Annotated in this window: 4 protein-coding genes; all 4 read left to right on the plus strand. The window is 70.1% G+C overall.

The genetic code is table 11. The features are described 5' to 3' along the window. Window positions 1–126: 126 nt before the first annotated feature. Window positions 127–1,029, plus strand: coding sequence for a sugar ABC transporter permease (locus ABZU75_RS45475; RefSeq protein ID WP_355569503.1), 903 nt, complete (start codon window positions 127–129; stop codon window positions 1,027–1,029). Next, on the plus strand, window positions 1,026–1,895 hold the full coding sequence (locus ABZU75_RS45480) for a carbohydrate ABC transporter permease (protein ID WP_355569494.1): 870 nt from the start codon (window positions 1,026–1,028) through the stop codon (window positions 1,893–1,895). The genes ABZU75_RS45475 and ABZU75_RS45480 overlap by 4 nt, the downstream gene beginning before the upstream one ends. Window positions 1,896–1,945: 50 nt before the next feature. Continuing rightward, the gene (locus tag ABZU75_RS45485; protein ID WP_355569497.1) at window positions 1,946–3,565 is read left to right on the plus strand and encodes a glycoside hydrolase family 13 protein; all 1,620 of its coding nucleotides are present in this window, start codon (window positions 1,946–1,948) and stop codon (window positions 3,563–3,565) included. Further along, window positions 3,552–4,247, plus strand: a 696-nt coding sequence (locus ABZU75_RS45490) for a LacI family DNA-binding transcriptional regulator (protein ID WP_355569500.1), incomplete at its 3' end; no start/stop codon positions are given. The genes ABZU75_RS45485 and ABZU75_RS45490, both read left to right, overlap by 14 nt.

Genomic DNA, 4,247 nt, shown 5'->3' on the forward strand with positions numbered 1-4,247 from the left:
CTTCCGTTCTGCCGCCCCGTCCCGCGGCATCGTCTCGCACGGGCGCTGACCCGGGGCGGCCCCGCGGGGCCGTGTGACCCCCCCGGCCAGGGCCGCCACCAGGGCACCGGCCCGTTCCGGCGAGCGGTGGGCAGGCACTGGTACGCCTGGGCCATGGTCGCCCCGGTGATCCTGGTCACCGGCCTGTTGATCGGCTGGCCGCTGGCCCGAGGCGTCTACCTGTCCCTGACCGACGCGACCGAGGCCAACATCGGCCGCACGATCGGCGTCAACGTCATCCCCTCGACCTACGAGTTCGTCGGGCTTGACAACTACATCGCGATCCTGACCAGCGGCCTGTTCTGGGAGAAGCTGATCTGGACCGTCGTGTGGACCGTCGCCTGCGTCTCGCTCCACTACGGCCTGGGTCTGGGCCTGGCGCTGCTGCTCAACCGCAGGCTCAAATTCCGCTCGGCCTACCGGCTGCTGCTCATCCTGCCGTGGGCGATCCCCGGATTCGTCTCCGCGTTCATCTGGCGCTACCTCTACAACAGCGACTTCGGCGTGATCAACGCGATGCTCAAGGCCGCCGGCCTCGGCGCGGTCGGCTGGCTCGACGACCCGACCACGGCGAAGATCGCGGTCATCGCGGTCAACGTCTGGATGGGCGTGCCGTTCATGATGGTCGCCGTGCTGGGCGGGCTCCAGTCGATCCCCGGTGAGCTCTACGAGGCGGCGGAGGTGGACGGTGCCACCCCCTGGCAGCGCTTCCGCTTCATCACCGTCCCCGGCCTGCGCACCGTGTCGAGCACCGTCGTCCTGCTGGGCACGATCTGGACCTTCAACATGTTCCCGGTGATCTACCTGATCAGCGGGGGAGGGCCGGGAAGCTCCACCGAGATCCTGGTCACCTACGCCTTCCGCGAGGCGTTCACCGGGGTCCGCAACTACTCCAACTCCGCGGCCTGGGGAGTCATCGTCCTGCTGCTCCTCGTCGTGCTGGCCGTGGTCTACCGGCGCTCGCTGCGCAAGCAAGGGGAGGTCTGGTGAGCACCGTCACCACCACCGCCGGGCGCGCCCGGAGGCGCGGGGAACGCGGTGTGGGGAAGTCGATCCTGCTGCACGGAACCCTGCTCGCCGCGGTCGCCGTCTCGCTGTTCCCGATCGTCTGGCTGTTCCTGACCTCGCTCAAGCCGCGCGACGGCTGGCTCTCCAGCGAACTGGAGATCTTCAACCAGCCCTCGCTGGGCAACTACGTCCGGGTGCTGACCGAGACGCAGTTCCCGACCTGGCTGCTCAACTCGGTGATCGTCGCCGGGCTGACCACGGTCATCGGCGTCTTCCTGGCCTCCACGACCGGGTACGCGATCAGCCGCTTCCGCTTCCCCGGCCACCGCGGGGTGATGTGGACGCTGCTGGTCACCCAGATGTTCCCGGTGGCGATCCTGATCGTCCCCCTCTACAACCTGATGGCGGGCCTCGGGCTGCTCAACCAGATCGCCGGGCTGGTCATCGCCTACATGACCGTGGCGGTGCCGTTCTGCGCGTGGATGATGAAGAGCTACTTCGACTCCATCCCGCGCGAGATCGACCAGGCCGGAATGGTCGACGGCCTGACCCCGTTCGGCACGTTCTGGCGGGTCATCCTGCCGCTGGCCAGGCCCAGCCTGGCGGTCACCGCCTTCTACTCCTTCATGACCGCCTGGGGCGAGGTGGCCTACGCCACCGTGTTCATGTCGCAGGAGGAGAAGCGCACGCTCGGCATCGGCCTCCAGCAGTTCGTCGGCCAGCACTGGTCCGACTGGGGCCTGCTCACCGCCTCGGCGGTGCTGATCGCGGTGCCCGCGGCGATCGTCTTCCTGCTCGTCCAGCGGCACCTGGTCGCCGGACTTACCGCCGGTGCCACGAAGTCGTAACACCACCGTGCTATCACGTCCTGACATGTCACCTGATCGGGGGATTTAACATGACCGAGCTTGTCTACGCGGACCGTGCTGCCGGGACCGCCACCCGATGGTGGCGCGACGCGGTGATCTACCAGGTCTACGTGCGCAGCTTCGCCGACGGCAACGGCGACGGCGTGGGTGACCTGCTCGGCGCGCGCGGCAGGCTGCCGTACCTGGCGGACCTCGGGGTCGACGCGATCTGGCTCACCCCGTTCTTCACCTCGCCGATGGCCGACTTCGGCTACGACGTGGCCGACTACCGGGACGTGGACCCGATCTTCGGCTCGCTGGACGACGCCAGGGCGCTGATCGACGACGCGCACGGCCACGGCCTGCGGGTCATCGTGGACGTGGTGCCCAACCACACCTCCGACCAGCACGTCTGGTTCGCGGAGGCGGTGGCGGCGGGTCCGGGAGCCCCCGCGCGCGAGCGTTACATCTTCCGCCAGGGCCGGGGCGCGGCCGGAGAGCTGCCGCCCAACGACTGGGAGTCGGTCTTCGGCGGCTCCGCGTGGACCCGGCTGCCGGACGGCGAGTGGTACCTCCACCTGTTCGCACCCGAGCAGCCCGACCTGAACTGGGAGAACCCCGAGGTTCACGCGGAGTTCGAGTCGATCCTGCGGTTCTGGCTCGACCTGGGGGTCGACGGCTTCCGCATCGACGTCGCCCACGGCATGGTCAAGGCCGAGGGGCTGCCCGACATCGGGCACAGCGACCAGATCCGGATGATCGGCACCGACGTGGTGCCGTTCTTCGACCAGGACGGCGTGCACGAGATCCACCGCGCCTGGCGCAGGCTGCTCGACTCCTACCCCGGAGAGCGGATCGGCGTCGCCGAGGCGTGGGCGCCGTCCCCGCAGCGGCTGGCCAACTACGTCCGTCCCGATGAGCTGCACCAGGCGTTCAACTTCCACTTCCTCAACACCCCCTGGGAGGCGGAGGGGTTCCGCGCGGTCATCGAGGAGTCGCTGGCGACCGCCGGGCTGGTCGGCGCGCCCAGCACCTGGGTGCTTTCCAACCATGACGTCAAGCGCCACCTCACCCGGTACGGCGGCGGCGAGGTCGGTCTGCGCCGCTCCCGCGCCGCGGCCCTGCTGACGCTCTCCCTGCCCGGCTCGGCCTACGTCTACCAGGGCGAGGAGCTCGGCCTGCCCGAGGTTCTCGACCTTCCCGAGGAGTTCCTGCGCGACCCGCAGCGGCTCCGCAACCCCGACGACGGCCGTGACGGCTGCCGGGTGCCGCTCCCCTGGTCCGACGGCGAGCCGCACTTCGGCTTCAGCCGGCCGGGCGTCAACAGGACCTGGCTCCCCATACCGTCCTCCTGGGGCCCGCTCAGCGTCGAGTCCCAGCTGGAGGAGCCGCTCTCCACGCTGAACCTGTACCGCGACGCGCTCCGGATCAGGCGCGAGCGGAGGGCCTTCGGTGAGACCCCGCTGGCCTGGCTCGACTCCCCGGAGGGAACGCTGGCCTTCACCCGCGACGCCGGCTTCACCTGCACCGTCAACCTCACCGGCGACCCCGTGGAGCTGCCCGCCCCCGGGCGGGTCCTGCTGGCCAGCGCCGAGCCGGTCGTCCAAGGCGGCGTCGCGCGGCTCGCGTCCGACTCCGCCGTCTGGTGGCAACGCGATGACGCCTCCTAGTGCCGTCGGCCCGCTCGGCAACGGCACCGCCCGGCTGACCGACATCGCCGCGCAGGCCGGGGTCAGCGAGGCCACGGTCAGCCGGGTGCTCAACGGCAAGCCGGGGGTCTCCGTCGTCACCCGGCGCTCGGTGCTGGCCGCGCTGGACGTCATGGGGTACGAGCGCCCGCAGCGGTTGCGCCAGCGCAGCAACGGGCTGATCGGCCTGGTCACCCCGGAACTGGACAACCCGATCTTCCCGGCGTTCGCCCAGGCGTTCGAGAAGACGCTGACCCAGTACGGCTACACCCCGGTGCTCTGCACCCAACTGCCCGGCGGCGCGGTCGAGGACGAGTTCACCGAACTGCTCGTGGAGCGCGGGGTCAGCGGCATCATCTTCGTCTCCGGACTGCACGCCGACGTCACCGCGCGCTCGGACCGCTACACCCAGCTGATCGGGCAGGGTGTGCCCATCGTCCTGCTCAACGGGCACGCCGCCGACGTCCCCGCCCCCTTCATCTCACCCGACGACCGGGCCGCGGCGCGGCTGGCCGTTCAGCACCTGGTCGACCTGGGACACGAGCGGATCGGCCTGGCCGTCGGTCCCAGCCGGTTCGTGCCGGTGATCAGGAAGATCGAGGGGTACCGGCGGGCGATGGCGCAGTTGCTGGGGGCGACGGAGGTCGATGAGCTGATCTCGCAT

It is taken from the genome of Streptosporangium sp. NPDC005286 (genome assembly GCF_040607515.1).
GTDB lineage: Bacteria > Actinomycetota > Actinomycetes > Streptosporangiales > Streptosporangiaceae > Streptosporangium.

Coding starts and splice junctions, on each gene's coding strand:
- ABZU75_RS45485 (WP_355569497.1), top strand. CDS start 1,946: ATGACCGAGCTTGTCTACGCGGACCGTGCTGCCGGGACCGCCACCCGA.